This is a genomic window from Myxococcus sp. MISCRS1 (genome assembly GCF_026626605.1).
Classification (GTDB): Bacteria; Myxococcota; Myxococcia; order Myxococcales; family Myxococcaceae; genus Myxococcus; species Myxococcus fulvus.
Map to the genome: position 1 here is coordinate 7,576,311 of NZ_JAPNKB010000001.1, position 15,934 is coordinate 7,592,244.

Annotated in this window: 13 protein-coding genes; 8 read left to right on the plus strand and 5 right to left on the minus strand. The window is 69.5% G+C overall.

Annotated features, from left to right (window positions below; all coding sequences use genetic code 11):
- Window positions 1-540 precede the first annotated feature (540 nt).
- From OWM54_RS30265 to pruA, 3 genes are read right to left on the minus strand one after another with little or no spacing between them, the layout of a single operon-like run.
- Window positions 541-1,986 carry an AAA family ATPase gene (locus OWM54_RS30265; protein ID WP_267699742.1) on the minus strand — a complete coding sequence of 482 codons (1,446 nt, stop codon included), beginning with the start codon at window positions 1,984-1,986 and terminating at the stop codon, window positions 541-543.
- A 48-nt stretch (window positions 1,987-2,034) separates the two neighbouring features.
- A complete protein-coding gene (locus OWM54_RS30270) occupies window positions 2,035-2,883 on the minus strand; it encodes an aldose epimerase (RefSeq protein ID WP_267699743.1) in 849 nt (282 codons plus the stop codon).
- A 6-nt stretch (window positions 2,884-2,889) separates the two neighbouring features.
- Window positions 2,890-4,545: an L-glutamate gamma-semialdehyde dehydrogenase gene (gene pruA, locus OWM54_RS30275; protein WP_141323556.1), complete on the minus strand. Its 1,656-nt coding sequence runs from the start codon at window positions 4,543-4,545 to the stop codon at window positions 2,890-2,892.
- A 212-nt stretch (window positions 4,546-4,757) separates the two neighbouring features.
- Between pruA and OWM54_RS30280 the strand changes: the two genes are divergently transcribed.
- Genes OWM54_RS30280 through uraH form a run of 5 tightly spaced genes read left to right on the plus strand, consistent with a single transcriptional unit; the run spans window position 4,758 to window position 9,465 of the window.
- Complete coding sequence (locus OWM54_RS30280) at window positions 4,758-6,203, plus strand: FAD/NAD(P)-binding protein (protein WP_267699744.1); 1,446 nt, start codon at window positions 4,758-4,760, stop codon at window positions 6,201-6,203.
- Entirely contained in the window at window positions 6,200-7,567 is a 1,368-nt protein-coding gene (allB, locus tag OWM54_RS30285) for an allantoinase AllB (RefSeq protein ID WP_267699745.1), read from the plus strand. The genes OWM54_RS30280 and allB overlap by 4 nt, the downstream gene beginning before the upstream one ends.
- Before the next feature lie 28 nt (window positions 7,568-7,595).
- Window positions 7,596-8,618, plus strand: coding sequence for an allantoicase (alc, locus tag OWM54_RS30290; RefSeq protein ID WP_267699746.1), 1,023 nt, complete (start codon window positions 7,596-7,598; stop codon window positions 8,616-8,618).
- Window positions 8,615-9,124 carry a 2-oxo-4-hydroxy-4-carboxy-5-ureidoimidazoline decarboxylase gene (gene uraD / locus OWM54_RS30295; protein ID WP_267699747.1) on the plus strand — a complete coding sequence of 170 codons (510 nt, stop codon included), beginning with the start codon at window positions 8,615-8,617 and terminating at the stop codon, window positions 9,122-9,124. The genes alc and uraD overlap by 4 nt, the downstream gene beginning before the upstream one ends.
- Entirely contained in the window at window positions 9,121-9,465 is a 345-nt protein-coding gene (gene uraH / locus OWM54_RS30300) for a hydroxyisourate hydrolase (RefSeq protein ID WP_267699748.1), read from the plus strand. Before uraD ends, uraH begins: the two co-directional genes overlap by 4 nt.
- Window positions 9,466-9,467: 2 nt before the next feature.
- On the opposite strand, the gene OWM54_RS30305 is transcribed toward uraH, so the two are convergent.
- Window positions 9,468-9,884, minus strand: coding sequence for a response regulator (locus OWM54_RS30305; protein WP_141323547.1), 417 nt, complete (start codon window positions 9,882-9,884; stop codon window positions 9,468-9,470).
- Between the two features lie 145 nt (window positions 9,885-10,029).
- Window positions 10,030-10,329, minus strand: a complete 300-nt coding sequence (locus tag OWM54_RS30310) for a hypothetical protein (RefSeq protein WP_267699749.1) — start codon at window positions 10,327-10,329, stop codon at window positions 10,030-10,032.
- 341 nt (window positions 10,330-10,670) lie between these two features.
- Here OWM54_RS30310 and OWM54_RS30315 point away from each other — a divergent pair, with 341 nt between their 5' ends.
- From OWM54_RS30315 to OWM54_RS30325, 3 genes are all read left to right on the plus strand, one after another.
- Complete coding sequence (locus OWM54_RS30315; protein ID WP_141323582.1) at window positions 10,671-14,246, plus strand: protein kinase domain-containing protein; 3,576 nt, start codon at window positions 10,671-10,673, stop codon at window positions 14,244-14,246.
- Between the two features lie 240 nt (window positions 14,247-14,486).
- On the plus strand, window positions 14,487-15,143 hold the full coding sequence (locus OWM54_RS30320; RefSeq protein ID WP_267699750.1) for a 2-hydroxychromene-2-carboxylate isomerase: 657 nt from the start codon (window positions 14,487-14,489) through the stop codon (window positions 15,141-15,143).
- A gap of 93 nt (window positions 15,144-15,236) precedes the next feature.
- On the plus strand, window positions 15,237-15,884 hold the full coding sequence (locus tag OWM54_RS30325) for a hypothetical protein (protein WP_223748540.1): 648 nt from the start codon (window positions 15,237-15,239) through the stop codon (window positions 15,882-15,884).
- Window positions 15,885-15,934: the final 50 nt, after the last annotated feature.

Consider the following 15,934-nt stretch of genomic DNA (forward strand, 5'->3'; position numbering starts at 1 on the left):
GCGTCTCCAGGGGCGTCCAGGTGATGTGGTCAAGGGGATCCTCTCCTCCAGCAGGATCGATGAGCAATGGGTGCTCTGCCGCTACGCTCACGAGCGGTTCCGGTGGGGGGATGGGAGCCGACGTTGGGGCGGCAGCGGACGCGGTTCCCTTTCTGAGCGGGAAGTAGTTCGCCTTGTGGCCCGCGTCGTTGCATCGGTTGCACGAGAACAAGAGGTTTGACCAGGTCCACGTCAGCCACCAATAGTGCCCTGGGTCAACCTGTCTTGCTTCGCCTGGCAAGTGTCTCCAGGCTCCATCTTTGGGGCGATAGTGTTCGACGGGAGAGCTGCTGAAGTCGGTCTTGCGTTCGCACCAGGCGCACTTCTCATTCTGTGCCTTGTACAGAGCCAGCTTCGTAGCACGGGAATTGTATCCGATGAGCTCGTCGGAGAGGTGTGTCGACGGAGCGCCGTGAGAGTTGAATACTTGAGCGCTTGTCGCCAGGCGTCTCGTCGCTACGCGCTTCAAGCCGCTGGGCGCTTCTCCACGGAAGACGCGAATCATGCCGAGCCCCGGGATGACTCCTGCGCCGCCTCGATATCCGCGAGTGCCTTCTTTCCTTCCAGTGTACCGAGCCTGTGAATGAGCTCCTTGCGAATCTCTTTGCGCAACTCGCCCCGTTCCTTTCGCTGGGCGGGAGTAGGCGCCGGATGCACGCAGAGCACCTTGAACCTCCGGAGCTTCTCTCCGAGTGGATTGGGAGTTGTCCCTTCGAGCCCGAACCAGGTCCGGTACAACTCGCCCCCAGTCATGATTCGTGGATCGGGCTGATGCTCGACGTCTTGGATTCCGGGGCGGAATTGTCCGCCGAGAGCCCACCCTCCCTGGACGATGTTGCCAGTCTGCTCTTCGACCGTGAGCCGGATGACCTCGTGTGGGGCCAGTGACGATAGGACGATAGGCGAGTGGGTTGTCGCGATGAACTGGAGACGAGGGAAGACCCTACGGAGGCCGGGAATGAAGCGTGCTTGCCACGTGGGATGGAGATAGAGGTCGATCTCGTCAATCAGCACGAGCCCCTCCATTTCGTCCGTAGTGACCTCCGTCTGGGCTTCGAGCAGTACATGGCCAATCAAGTCCGCGATCCACGCGAACGTCGATTGATACCCATGGGAGAGCGCGATTCCCGCGATTGCTACCGGGTCCTGCCCCTTCGCCATGACTTGGTAGAATCGGTCGCTCTCAATGAGCGCGGTGCTCGAACGAGCGCCCCCCTGTCCTCGCAATTCAAGACGCGCGAGTTCCGGAAAGAGATCTTCTCCACCGAGTTTGACAGCCTGATTGAGCATCCGACTGAAGCGTCGAGACGTCTCGCCCGGCCTGCGATTCTCCGTTCGGTCCTTCTCCAAGAAATGGTTGGCGAAGCCCGTCGACGCGAGTTGCTGCTGGCGGAACAAGGGCTCAAGCCGCTCGATTGAGGGGCGCGCCAAGGTCGGAACCTTGGCGGCATCGGGGAGTGCTCGTGAAATGCCATAACCCGCGACGAACCACAGCGGAGCGTTCAACGACCTGGCTTCCGCGAGTGGATCCTCCGGGCCCCTTTTCCTCAAGGTAGAGCCGTAGTTGGAGCCTGCGTCTAAGGAGGTCACGCCAGGAGGCAGGTGCACCCATGAGAAGAGGTCCCACTCCGGCGACTTGGCCGACAGGCGGGGATGAACTGCTTTACCTCCCCTTCGAGATTGAGGGCCAAACGTAAACGTCGCCTCGATGGACATGGAGTCTTCGCCACGCCGATCGCGCAGATGTTTCACTGCCGGGCCCGCGAGGCCACTGACTTCCTTGAATCCCGCGGCGGCGAGCGCAATGGCCTGCAACAGCGTCGTCTTCGCTGTTCCATTCTCGCCAATCATGACCGTCCACATGCGCGGCGCCCCGCGATGCGTGAAGTCGAGATCAAAGGCCGCGAGTCGTTTCAGATGCTCGACCTTGAGGTGGCGGATGTACATGGTCAGAAGCTCACATGTCGAGGGTGAGTGCTGCAAGCAGAGGCGGGCTCACACCTCGATATCGAACGCGAGCGACAGCCGCTCATCGGGCTGCACATGCAGCAGCCCCTCGCCCGTCGCGAGCGCACCCGCCGCGGCGGTCCATGGCTCCACGCAGACGAAGTCCTTCCCCTTCAGCGTCCACACCACCATCACCTTGAACTCAGGGCTCCACGACAGGTGGATGGGGCGCAGGCCCGGCCCACGCGACAGCCGGGTCTCCTGCTTCGAGTGGTCCCTCAGGTGCAGGTCCACCTCGTCCGCCGTCAAATCCCACCTGGTGAACGGCACCTCGCGCTTGGTCCGGTTGTCCCAGCCGTGTGTCGCGTCCGTCTCCACCGTCGTCACCGACTTCGCCGCGTCCGGCACCCGGAAGTAAGGATGGAAGCCCAGGTGCACGGGCAGCGGCTCCATCCCGGGATTCTGGATGTCGAAGTCGATGGTCAGCCTCCGCCCCACAAGCGAGAACGTGAGCTGCGCGTCGAACTCCCACGGATAGACACGCAGCGTCTCCGCGTTGGACTTCAACCCCAGCACCAACAACGAGTCCTCCGCCTGCCGCACCGCCCACGCCAGCTTCCGGGCGAAGCCGTGCTGCGACAGGCTGAAGGACTTGCCATGCGCCGGATAGGTGTCCCCAGGCAGCGGACCCGCGTTGGGGAACAGCACGGGGATGCCCCCGCGCACGTTCTTCGTCGGGTCCGCCACGGTGGCCTCATCGAGGTAGAGGATGTCTTCGTCCCCCACCATGAAGCTCGTGACGAGCGCGCCGCGTGAAGGGATGACCTCCACGCAGCAGTCGTCACCCTTCAACGAGTACGTCTCCAGCCCCGCGATGCCTGGGAATGCTCGGCTCATGCGAGCCTAGATACCCCCATCGTGGGGGTCGCTGTCCATGAACGGATACGGCACCTTCGTCGGCGGGGCGAAGTTCTCCTTCACCGTCCGAGGACTCGTCCAGCGGATGAGGTTGAGCAGCGAACCCGCCTTGTCGTTCGTCCCCGACGCGCGCGAGCCACCGAAGGGCTGCTGTCCCACCACCGCGCCCGTGGGCTTGTCGTTGATGTAGATGTTGCCCGCCGCGTGCCGCAGCTCGCTCATCGCCGTGTCGATGGCCTTCCTGTCCCGCCCGAAGATGGCTCCCGTCAGAGCGTACGTCGCGCTCTGGTCCACCTCGCGCAGCGTCTCCACGTACTTCCCATCCGGGTACACGTGAACGCCCACCAGCGGCGCGAAGACCTCCTCGCGCATGATGCGGTGACGCGGGTCCTGCAACTGCACCAGCGTGGGCTTCACGAACCAGCCCTCCTTCCGGTCCGTCTCGCCACCCGCGACGATGCTCGCGTCCTTGTCCTGCTTCGCCAGCTCGATGTACGAGGAGACCTTCTTGAAGGACTTCTCGTCGATGACGGCGCCCATGAAGTTGCGGAAGTCCGTCACGTCTCCCATGCGGATGTCGCCGATGAGCGCCTGCAGCCGCGGCTTGAGCTTCGTCCACAGCGATTCCGGCACGTACACGCGGCTGGCCGCCGAGCACTTCTGGCCCTGGTACTCGTAGCCACCGCGCACGATGGCCACCGCGAGCGCCTCCACGTCGTCCGCCGCGGACGCGTGCGCCACGATGAAGTCCTTGCCGCCCGTCTCACCCACCAGCCGGGGGTACTGCTTGTACTTGCCGATGTTCTCTCCCACCGTCTTCCACATGGTGTTGAACGTCGGCGTGGAGCCGGTGAAGTGGATGCCGCCCAGATGGGGGCTGGCCAGCGTGGGATTGCCCACCGTGGGCCCGTCGCCGTTGAGCATGTTGATGACGCCGTCGGGCAGGCCCGCCTCGCGCAGCATCTCCATGAAGTACCAGGCGCTCAGCGCCGACGTGGACGACGGCTTGAACAGCACCACGTTGCCCATCAGCGCGGGCGCGGTGCACAGGTTCATCGCGATGGACGTGAAGTTGAACGGCGCCACCGCGAACACGAAGCCGTCCAGCGGGCGGTAGTCCAACATGTTCCACGTCTGCGGCGAGGACTCCGGCTGGATGGCGAGAATCTGCTCGGCGAAGTGGACGTTGTAGCGCAGGAAGTCGATGGCCTCGCACGCGGCGTCGATCTCCGCCTGGTGGGCCGTCTTCGACTGACCCAGCATGGTGGACGCGTTGATGATGGGCCGGTAGCGCGTGGCGAGCAGCTCGGCTGCGCGCAGGAAGATGGCCGCGCGCGACGAGAACGACATCCGCGCCCAGTCCTCCTTCACCGCGAGGCCCGCCTGGATGGCCTGCTCCACGTGGCTCGCGTCGGCCTCGTGCAGGGTGGCCAGCACGTGCGAGTGCCGGTGGGGCATGCGCACCGTGTCCGTCTTGCCGCTGCGCACCTGCTTGCCGCCGATGATGAGCGGGATGTCGATCTGCTCGCCGCTCATGCGCTTGAGCGTCGCCTGCAGTTCGAGGCGCTCGGGCGAACCGGGCGAGTAGGGGAGGATGGGCTCGTTGCGGGGAGCCGGGACGCGGGGGAAGGCGTTGATCACGCGAATGACCTCGGGACGGAGCGAAAAGGGCGGGGGAGCATAACCAACCGGCTCCTCCGGGGAAGCGTCGAAGCGGGCCGTCGTCCGCGCCCGGACACCCGCTGTCAACCCCTGACGCGCCCGGCTATTTCCCTCCGGAGCCCCTCGTCAGCCCACACCCAGGGAGGGGGGCACATTGACCGGGCGACATAGCGCGCGGTTACGATGGAGGCATGCGCATCCCGCCTCCGAGCCCCGCGATGCCGCCTCCTCCCGGCCTCCCCGCCCTGGAGGACGCGCTCCGCAGGGACCTGGAGCGGCTGGAGTACCCGAAGCGCTCCTGGGTGCTCCCGCGACACACCCGTGACGGCAAGGCCGTGCTGGACGTGCTCATCATCGGAGGCGGGCAGAGCGGCCTCACCGCGGCCTTCGGGCTCTTGCGCGAGAAGGTGACGAACCTGCTCGTGGTGGACGACGGCGAGCAGGACCTCGCGGGACCGTGGAAGACCTTCGCGCGCATGCACACGCTGCGCACGCCCAAGCACCTCACCGGGCCGGACCACAACCTGCCCAACCTCAGCTTCCAGTCCTGGTTCGAGGCCCAGTACGGCGAGGCCGCCTGGACGTCGCTGGAGCGCATCCCCAAGGAGCTGTGGGCGGACTTCCTCGGCTGGTACCGGCGCACGCTGAACATCCCCGTGCGCTGCCGCTCTCGCGCCGGAGCGCTGACGTGGAGCGCCGAGGACGACTGCTTCCAGGTGCCCATCGAGGACCTGCGCACCGGCGCCACCGAGGTCCTCTTCGTGCGCAAGGTGGTGCTCGCCACGGGCATCGACGGCTCGGGGCGCTGGGAGGTCCCGGCCATCGTGGCGAACCTGCCGCGCGAGCTATACGCGCAGACGCGCGAGGACATCGACTTCGAGGCGCTGCGTGGCCGCAAGGTGGGCGTGCTCGGCGCGGGGGCGTCCGCGTTCGACAACGCCTCCGTCGCGCTGGAGCACGGCGCGGGCGAGGTGCACCTGTTCTACCGGCGCAAGTCGCTGCCGTGCATCAACCCGTACCGCTGGGCGGAGTTCGTCGGCTTCCTCAAGCACCACGCGGACCTGCCGGACGCGGACAAGTGGCGCTTCATCCACCGCATCTTCGAGATGGGGCAGCTGCCCCCGGCGGACACGTACCGCCGCGCGTGCGCCTTCCCCCAGTTCCACCTGCACGCCCAGAGCCCGTGGCTGGACGCCGAGGTGGTGGACGGGCAGGCCCGCATCACCACCCCGCAGGGGCAGTACACCTTCGACAAGCTCATCGTCGGCAGTGGCACGGTGACGGACCTGGCGCTGCGGCCGGAGCTGGCGAACGTGCACACGGACATCGCGCTCTGGAAGGACCGCTTCACGCCGCCCGAGGGGCAGTCGCACGCGGACCTGCTGCGCCACCCGTACCTGGGGCCGGGCTTCGAGCTGCAGGAGAAGCAGCCGGGTCGCGCGCCGTACCTCCGCTCCATCTTCAACTACACCTTCGGGTGCCTGCTCTCGCTGGGCTTCGGCGGGGCGAGCATCTCCGGCATGAAGTACAGCCTGCCCAAGCTGACGGCGGGCGTGACGCGGCAGCTCTACCTGGATGACCGGGAGGCGTTCTTCCGCTCCCTGGAATGCTTCGACGAGAGGGAATTCGAGCCATGAGCAGGGGTGAGTTCGGGCTGCGCAGCCGCCGCGTGCTGGCGGGCGGTGGGCTGCGCGAGGCGGTGGTGGTGGTGAAGGACGGCCGCGTGGAGAAGGTGGCCGGGTCCTCCGAGGCGCTCGGCGCGCTGGCGGTGACGGACGTGGGCCACCACGTGGTGATGCCCGGCGTGGTGGACTGCCACGCGCACATCAACGAGCCCGGCCGCACCGAGTGGGAGGGCTTCGAGACGGCCACGCGCGCGGCGGCGGCCGGAGGCATCACCACCGTGGTGGACATGCCGCTCAACTCGCTGCCACCCACCACCACGCTCGACGCGCTGAAGCTCAAGGCGGACGCGGCCCGGGGCGCGAGCCAGGTGGACCATGGCTTCTGGGGCGGCGTGATTCCCGGCAACGCGGGCGAGCTGGAGGCGCTCATCGACGCGGGCGTCGCGGGCTTCAAGTGCTTCCTGTGCCCCTCGGGTGTGGATGAGTTCCCTCCCGCGGACCGCGCGGTGCTCGACGTGGCCATGCCGATTCTCGCGCGGCGCGGTGTGCCGCTCATCGTGCACGCGGAGCTGGAGTCAGCGCTCCCGGAGGTCCGCGCAGAGGGGGCTCGCACGTACCGCGCCTATCTCGAGTCCCGGCCGCGCAGCTGGGAGCAGGACGCCATCCGGATGATGATGGAGCTGGCGCGAAAGCACCGCTGCCGCGTGCACATCGTCCACCTGTCCTCGGCGGACGCACTGCCGCTGCTCATCGATGCGCGGCGCGAGGGGCTGGACGTGTCGGTGGAGACGTGTCCGCACTACCTGAGCTTCACCGCCGAGGAGATTGAGGACGGCGCGACCCACTTCAAGTGCGCGCCGCCCATCCGCGAGGCGGAGAACCGCGAGCGGCTGTGGGAGGGGCTCGCGCGCGGAGACATCGAGCTGGTGGTGTCGGACCACTCGCCCTGCACGCCTGCGCTCAAGCTGCTGGAGCGCGGTGACTTCGGCGCGGCCTGGGGCGGCATCGCGTCGCTGCAGCTCAGCCTGTCGGCGGTGTGGACCGAGGCGCGCAGGCGGGGCCACGGCCTGGAGTCGCTCGTGCGATGGATGTGCGAGGCGCCGGCCCGACTGGTGGGCCTGAGCGGGACGAAGGGCTCGCTCGTGCCGGGCGCGGACGCGGACCTGGTGGTGTTCGACCCCGAGGCCACCTTCACCGTCGAGCCGTCGCGGCTCCAGCACCGTCATCCCCTGACGCCGTACGCGGGCAGGACACTCGCGGGCGTGGTGGAGCGCACGCTGTTGCGCGGAGAGACCATCTACGAGCGCGGGCAGCCCTTCCCGCGCCCCACGGGAAGCTGGGTGCGCCGGCCGTCCTCGGCGCGCATCGCCGCCTGACATCATTCCATCGGGAGAACACACGAAAATGCATGCACCCGAAGAGGGGAAGCTGCGCGTCGGCTTCACGGAGCTCATCGACCTGGCCGCCGAGAAGGTCGGCGGACAGGCCCTGCTGGCCAGTGACGAGTTCTTCGCCGGCAAGGAGAACCTGCTCAAGCCCGGCCGAGGCGTCTTCATCCCGGACAAGTACACCGAGCAGGGCAAGTGGATGGACGGCTGGGAGTCGCGCCGCAAGCGCGTGCCCGGCCACGACTGGTGCATCCTGAAGCTCGGCCTGCCCGGCGTGATTCGCGGCGTGGACATCGACACGAACCACTTCCTGGGCAACTTCCCCGAGTACGCCTCCGTGGACGCGCTGGAGGTCGAAGGCTCGCCGTCGCCCGAGTCGCTGGTGGACGCGGCGTGGACGCGCATCCTCCCGCAGCTCAAGCTGCAGGGTGGCACGCGCAACCTCTTCGCCATCGCCGACGAGCGGCGCTGGACGCACCTGCGCCTCAACATCTACCCGGACGGCGGCGTGGCGCGCTTCCGCGTGCACGGCGAGGTGCGGCCGGACCTGGCGCGGCTGACGCGCGAGAAGGGCGCGGTGGACCTGGCGGCGGCGGAGAACGGCGGCACGGTGGTGGCGTGCAACGACGCGTTCTTCGGCACCAAGGACAACCTCATCCTGCCCGGCCGCGCGGCCAACATGGGCGAGGGCTGGGAGACGCGCCGCAAGCGCCTGCTGCCGGGCTTCGACTGGATTGTCGTGAAGCTGGCCGTGCCCGGCACCATCGAGCGCGTGGAGGTGGACACCGCCTTCTACAAGGGCAACTTCCCGGAGAGCGCGTCACTCGAAGGCCTCTACCTGCGCGAGCCGCTGGTGGACTTCGCCAACGCGCACGACCTGGCGTGGACGGAGTTGCTGCCGCGCACGAAGCTCCAGGCGGACCACCGTCACCACTTCGAGGCCGAGCTGAAGGCGAAGGGGCCCTTCACCCACGTGCGCCTCAAAATCTTCCCCGACGGCGGGGTCAGCCGGCTGCTCGTCCACGGACGTCCGGCGTGAGCGCGCTCGAGCGACTCAACACGCTGCCCCCCGACGAGGCCCGCGCGGAGCTGAAGCGCTGCTGCGGTGCCTCGCGTTGGGCGGAGGCGATGACGAAAGCGCGGCCCTTCCGTGACGCCGAGCACCTGTTCTCCGAGGCCTCCCAGCAGTGGAGCCGCACGGGCCCGGAGGACTGGCGCGAGGCCTTCACGCACCACCCGCGCATCGGCGACGTGGCCTCGCTGCGCGCGAAGTTCGCCGCCACCGCGAGCTGGTCCTCGCAGGAGCAGGGTGGGGTGAGCGGCGCGGGCGAGGAGGTGCTCCAGGGACTGGCCGACGGCAACCAGGCCTACGAGGAGCGCTTCGGCTTCATCTTCCTCGTGTGCGCGACGGGCAAGAGCGCCCGGGAGATGCTCGGCCTGCTGCGCGCGCGCCTGGGCAACGCCCCGGAAGAGGAGCTGCGCATCGCCGCCGGTGAGCAGGCGAAAATCACCCGCATCCGATTGGAGAAGCTGCTGGCGTCATGAGCACCCTGTCCACCCATGTCCTCGACACGCACCGCGGCCGCCCGGCCTCCGGTGTTTCCATCACCCTGGAGCTGCAGGGGGCCCACGGCGACTGGCAGGAACTGGCCCGGGGCGTCACCAACGACGACGGCCGCGTGCGCGACTTCCTGCCCGCGGGCGCCCGCGTGGAGACAGGCGTCTACCGGATGTCCTTCGACACGGGCGCGTACTTCCGCTCGCTCGGTGTGAAGGGCTTCTATCCGTCGGTGTCCGTCGTCTTCGAGCTGGCGGCGCCCGACGAGCACTACCACGTGCCGTTGTTGCTCAGCCCCTTCGGCTACTCCACCTACCGGGGGAGCTGACCTCAGGCCTTGGTGACGACCTGCGCGGTGGGAGCCGCCGCCGACACGGGCGCGCTCCCCCGCCGCAGCAGCGCGTGGATTTCGGCGATGAGCAGCGCGGGCTTCACGGGCTTGACCAGGTAGGCATCCGGCACGGGCAGGCTCGCGTCGCTGTCCGAGCGGGGCGCGAAGCCGCTGACGAAGACGACGGGGATGTGCTGGAGCGAGGGCTCCTGACGGAAGCGGCGGCACAGCTCGTACCCGTCCATGCCCTCCATGTTCACGTCGGACAGGAGCAGGTCCGGGGGCTGGGCCAGGGCCTTCTCCAGGCCCTCCTCGCCGCTCGACGCCGCCGTGCAGTCGAAGTCCCCGGACAACAGCAGGCGCAGTGTCTCGCGCATCGTCCACGAGTTCTCGACGATGAGGACCTTGGGCTTCACGGTGCTCGGGCTCCTCCAGTGCCGGCGGCGCGCCGTGGGGCGACGACCGTCCGAAACCACGAGCATCACCGCACCACGCCCGCCGTCGCAAGGGGTCTGCCCCCACCCCTGGACAGAGGTACAAGGCCGAGCGGGCGTGGGGGGCCTACTCCTCGGGCGGGGGATTCTCCAGGCCGCGCCGGGACACCTCGGAGTCGGGCTCCTCGTCGCCGCGGGCCTCGCGCTCGGGGACCTGCTCGTTTGTCCACTCCTCCCCGCGCTCCACCCGGGCCTCCCAGTCCGTGTCACGCGTGGGGTCCACGTCCCCGGCGCCTTCGTCCGCGAGCCGACGGCTCACGTCGCGCGCGCCCTCATCCTGCGCGTCCTCCACCTCGCCGCGATTCCTCGGCTGGAAGTCCCCGCGCGTCGGCCGCGTGTCGTTGGGTCCTCGAGGAGTGCCCGCCATGTTGCACCTGCCTGGGTGTGGGTGTCGCCTGCCCGACTCAACCTCCGAAGTCCCGATGCGCGGGACAAGTGCTGGCGGATATCAGGCCGCCTGCCTGGGCGGTGGGGGGCAGGGGTTTCTTCCGTGTCGTCGGAGCGTGTCCCGATACATGGAAACGTGATATTCCATCGACTTCTGGATTCTGCCGACCTTCCGGTCCCGCCTTCGTGAGCGACGAAGAGAAGACAACCGTCCTGGACGAGCGCAGCCGTCCTCCGAGCAGCACGTGGGGGGAGCGCATCCGCACGCCCGTCACCCTGCCGGGGGACGCCGCGGGCGTGCGACGCTCGTTGGAGCTCGGAATGGTGGTGACGGGGCGCTACCGGGTGGAGGGCCTCTTGGGCGAGGGCGGCATGGGCCGCATCTGGCTGGCGGAGGACCTGCACGAGCGGCGCAAGGTCGCGCTCAAGGAGATGCAGGTCCCCGCGGGGCTGACGGCGGCGAAGACGGAGGAGCTGGTGCTGATGTTCCGGCACGAGTTCTTCGCGATGAAGAAGCTGCAGCACCCCGGCACGCTGAAGGTGTTCGACTGGGGGATGACGGAGGCCGGCAACCGCTTCATCACCATGGAGGTGGTGGACGGGCAGGACCTGAGCACCCTGGCGCGCGAGTCCCCGCTGGACACGCGCACGCTGTACCGGGTGCTCCTCCAGATGGCGCAGGTGCTGGCGTTCATCCACTCGCGGCTGTACGTGCACTGCGACATCAAGGCGAGCAACGTGCGCATCACCCGCTCCGGCGCGGTGAAGCTGATGGACTTCGGGGTGATGCACCAGCTGGGCACCCCGAGCCCCGGCAAGCTCAAGGGCACGCTGGAGTACCTGGCCCCCGAGTGGCAGCGCGGCGCGAGCATCGACGGGCGCGCCGACCTCTACTCGCTGGGCGTCATGGCGTACTACCTGGTGACGGGGAAGCTGCCCTTCAAGCGCAACACGCCCGCGGCGCTGCTCGCCGAGCACCTGACGCGGCCGCCGCCCAAGCCGTCCTCGCTGGGGCCGGTGGACCCGCAGCTGGAGGAGATCATCCTCCTGCTGTTGGCGAAGGACCCGCGCGAGCGCTTCCAGGACGCCGCCGAGCTGATGGAGGCGCTGTGCCACGCCAGCGGCGAGCCGATGCCGGAGGAGCCGCTGTCGGCGCGCTCCAGCTACCTGCACGTGCCGGAGGTGGTGGGGCGCGCGGCGGAGCTGGAGTCGCTGATGAACGGCCTGGCGGAGGCGGACTGGGGCCAGTCGCGCGCGGTGCTGCTGGGCGCTCCGGCGGGCGTGGGCAAGACGCGGCTGCTGCAGGAGTTCGAGCTGCAGGCGAAGCTGGCGGAGCTGCCGTTCGGCCGGGGGCAGTGTCGCGCGGAGGGGCAGGCGCCGCTGACGCCCATCGCGCAGGCGCTGCGCGCGCTGATTCCGCACACGCCCACGGAGGTGATGGAGCGGCTGTCGCCGAGGCTCGCGAGGCTCTTGCCCGCGATGTCAGCGGAGGGCTCGGGCGTGGCGCAGGTTCCGGGCGAGGAGAAGCTGGGGTTCTTCGGCGCGCTGGCGGAGTGGGTGCAGGGGCTGGGCAAGCGGATGACGTTCGTCCTGTGCTTCGAGGACCTGCACTGGGCGGACACCGCGTCGCTGGAGGTGCTCAACGTGCTCATCCGCGCGCTGCACGGCACGCGCGGCATGGTGGTGTGCACGTTCCGCTCGGGGGAGCTGAGCCGGCTGAGCCTGGCGTTCCAGACGGTGGACGAGAAGCTCACCTGGCGCATGGATTTGGAGCCGCTGGCGGCCGAGCACGTGGGCACGCTGGTGGGGCTGGCGCTGCCGGGCCTGGAGGTGCCGGAGAGCTTCGTCGCGCGGCTGCACGAGACGACGGGGGGCAACGCGTTCTTCGCCACGGAGTGTCTGCGCGCGCTGGTGGAGGAGGGCGCGCTGACGCGCGTGGGTGGACGCTGGACGGCGGAGGAGGGGCTGGACACGCGGCCCTTGCCCGCGAGCATCCAGGCGGCGGTGCTCGAGCGCCTGTCCTCCGCGCCGGTGGAGCAGGTGTCGCTCTTGAGGCGGCTGGCGCCGGCGGGGCGCAGCCTGGAGCTGCCCATGGTGCGGGCGCTGGCGGACCTGCCGGAGTCGGAGCTGTTCGCGGTGCTGGATGGAATCGTGGAGCGGCAGTTCCTCCAGGAGGAGGAGGGCCGGTACGTCTTCACGCACGACACCGTGCACCAGGCCGTCTACGACAGCATGTCGGAGGACGAGCGGCGCGCGGCGCATGCGCGGGTGGCGCTGGCGCTGCAGACGCTCTACTCGCAGCGGCCGGACCTGACGCGCACGGTGGGCTGGCACTACCTGCGCTCGTCGGAGCCGGAGCTGGCGATCGGTCCGTTGCTGGACGCGGGGCGCGCGGCGATGGAGGCGCAGGCGTTGCTGGAGGCGACGCTGCTCTTGAAGGAGGCCTCCACGCTGCTGGAGTCCGCGCCGGACTTCCCGGGGCGTGACAGGCTGCTGTTGCGCATCTGGGTGACGCTGGTGGAGGTGGGCTACGCGAGTGACCCGCCCAGCTCGCTGGCCTTCGCGGAGAAGCTCTTCGCGCACTGGGCCTCGACGGTGGACCTGGAGGAGGGGCGGCGGGTGGCGCTCGCGCAGCTCGACGGGGCGTGCTCGGCGCCCGAGGACGAGCGGCCGGCACGCCTGAGGGAATTGTTCCGCGAGCGCGAGGCGGACGCCCAGGTGGCGCCCGCGGACATCTTCTGGAAGCAGGCGGAGCTGCGCATCCTCCAGGCGATGGCGCTGGCCATCGTCGGGCGCACGAAGGATTTGGACGCGTTGCTGGAGCGGGTGCGGCGCGAGCAGCCGGAGGTGTCGCCGTACCGGGCCGCGACGTTGTTGGCGCCGGCGGTGCTCAGCGCGTACACGGGCCGCTCGGCGGGGGTGGTGGAGGCGCAGTTCGAGCAGCTCACGCGGCTGCGCGGGCTGCGCGAGGTGATGGGCCGGCTGCCTCGGCGCCTGGCGTGGGCGTTGGGGATGGGCGGCTACATGATGAACATGAACCTGGCGCTGCGCGGCGAGCCGCTGGACGCGCAGGCGACGCGGGATGGCTACGCGGTGGCGGAGGCGCACGGCTTCACGGACGTGCGGGCCTTCCACCTGTTCACGGTGGTGACGCGCGCGGCGTTCACGGGGGATGCGGCGGCCTTCGTGCCGGCGTTCACGGAGAAGAGTGACCTGGTTCGCCGGCTGGGCAACCCCCGGTTGATGGAGCGCAACCTGGCCATCTTCACGCCGCCCTACTACCTGGAGCGCGGCGAGCACGAGCACGTGGCGGCGGTGGTGGCGCGCGGCGAGGCGCTGGCGCGGGTGCTGCCGGAGGACCGCTGGCTGCAGTGCCACGTGCAGACGTACCAGGCGTGCCGGGACGTGCTGTTCGAGGACGCGGCGGCGGTGCGCCAGTCGCTGCCCCGGGCGCTGGCGGCGGCGCGTGAGAGTGGCCTCCGGATGGAGACGCTCTTGCGTGTCTACCAGTCGCGCTTCGAGCGCGAGCAGGGGCACCTGGAAGCGGCGCGCGAGGCGGCGCAGACGGCGCTGTCGCGGTCGATGGACCCGGTGCTGGCGAATCCCTGGGACGAGGTGCTGGCGCGCCGGGCGATGGCCGCGCTGCTGCCGGGCGAGGACGGGCTGACGCACCTCAAGCGCGCGCTCGCGCTGGCGGAGCTGACGGGCAACGTGTTGCAGGTGGGGCACGTGCGGCTGGCGCTCGCGGAGCGGGCGATGACGATGGACGCGGCGGTGGCGGAGCTGACGGCGGCGGAGACGGCCTTCACCGAGGCGCGGGCGTCGAACCTGTTGGCCCAGGCGACGTCGCTGCGTGGCGCGCTCCAGCGCAGCGCGGAGTCCCGACGGAGCGCTTGAGACGGCTCGCGTGAAGTGACCGCATCATGGACGGAACGCTCCGGCAACGTGCGGGCGCGCGAGCCCACGTGAAACGCAGCACCACTGAGGGAGCACTGCGCGCTCTGGCAACGCACGGGACGCGATGCTCTCTTGGAGTGGTGTGGTGCCGCGCTGCGCGGGAGCCGGAAGGTACGCCGCCTCACGTCACGCGCAGGTGTCACGGCGAACAGCCGGCGCCAGGAGGGTAGAGTGCGCGGCATGGCCCTCCCGCCCCTGCGCTTCTGTTTCGACTATCTCTCCCCCTACGCCTACCTCGCGTGGACGCGCATGCCCGCCATCGCCGCGCGCCATGGCCGCGTGCTGGAGCCCGTCCCCGTCCTGCTCGCGGGCGTGCTCAACGCCACCGGCAACATCGGCCCCGCCGAGGTCCCCGCCAAGCGCGGCTACATCTTCAAGCACACCTTCCGCATCGCCCACGAGCTGGGTGTGCCCTTCGGCCCTCCGCCCTCGCATCCCTTCGTCCCGCTGCTCTCCTTGCGCGTGACGGCCGCCGTGGACGACCTGGAGGCCCGCGCCCGGCTGGTGTCGGCCCTCTACGCGGAGGCCTGGGGCGGCGGGAAGGGCGTGGAGTCGCCCGAGCAGGTCACCGTGGCCCTGCTCGCCGCGGGCCTCGATGCCCCCGCGCTGCTCGAGGCCGCCGGCCGCCAGGACATCAAGTACCGCCTGCGCCGCAACACGGAGGAGGCCATTGCAGTCGGCGCCTTCGGTGTGCCCACTGTGTGGGTCGACGGTGAGCTGTTCTTCGGCGTCGACTCACTGGGACACCTGGAGCGCTTCCTCGAGGGCAAGGACCCGCTCCAGGGCGTGGACCTGGAGCGCTGGCGCGCCCTGCCGGCGACCGCCTCCCGACGCTGAGCGCGGGTGGTGCGAAAGCACCTGGAGTTTGCGCTAGGGTGCCCCGCTGGCCCAAGCCCCAGGGGGCGGGCCACGTCTCCAGGTGCTCACCGAATGAACGTCCTCGCCGAGCTGGGCATCGTCGTCGCGGGTCTCGTGCTCGCCATCGTCCTCCTGGCGCTCAACTTCTGGCGCGCCGTGCTGTTCCTCTTCCCCCACACGGTCCGCGTGGAGCCGGAGGCGCCCGCCGACCAGATGGACCTGCCCCTGGAGCTGGCGCAGGTCTCCATCCACCTGCAGGCCCTGGGCTTCGTGGCGCTCGGCAGCCACGAGGAGAAGCCGCCGCTCCAGAAGGCCACGCGCTCCTACGACTGGGCCCACCCCACCGAGCGCGTCTTCGCCACCGTGTACCAGACGGCGGACGGCGAGCCCCGGCTCTACTTCCTCACCCCCCTGGCCCCGGAAGGCTTCGTCATCACCGCCGGTTATCGCCGGCCCGCGCTCGACGTGCCCGGCGTCTACCGGAGCGGTTCACTGGCGGACGCTCCGCCGGAGCGTCTGCTGCGAGCCCACCTGCGCCGCATGGAGGGCCTGACGCCCGCCAGCGACTTCTCGTGGGAAGGTCGGGTGGAGGCCGGACGTTCCTGGTATCGCGGGCTCGGCCGGAAGGAGATCCGCCGGCAGAACCTGCAAGGGCTGTTGTGGACGGTGATGGCGCTTGCCATCGTCGCCAGCGCCTTCCTGGGACGGCGCGCGGCCTGAAACCCCGCCAGGACCATCACTGCGCGCGTGCACCGCGCGCCCCTTGGGAG